This is a genomic window from Bradyrhizobium sp. 25ACV (genome assembly GCF_054863005.1).
Genome location: NZ_JAVAYO010000061.1, coordinates 1 through 282, shown reverse-complemented (window position 1 = coordinate 282; position 282 = coordinate 1). Strand labels below are relative to the sequence as shown.

1 pseudogene is annotated in these 282 nt (G+C 62.4%); it reads right to left on the bottom strand.

What is annotated here, in order from left to right:
• Nucleotides 1–282 (bottom strand): annotated as a pseudogene (locus RAD04_RS38575) (IS21 family transposase); the annotation flags it as partial.

Sequence of the window (282 nt, the reverse complement as noted above, 5' to 3'; positions counted from 1 at the left end):
ACCTTCTTCAGCGTGAAGCTGCTGGTCGAGGTGACGGGGACAATGCTCTCCTCATAGTCGCCGGTGCGAAGCTGCGGGAGCGGCTGCAGCGTTGCGCGCTCGGCATCGATACGAGCCGCGTTGCGTCGGTTCTTGCGCGCGACGATCTCGTCGATGAAGGCGCGATAGGCGGTCAAATCGTCGAAGTCGCCGGATCCGCGCATCAACAGTGCGTCGTTCACGGCATATTTGAGATGGCCGTGGGGGCTTTCGATAGCGCCGTTCTCATGGGCGACACCGCGA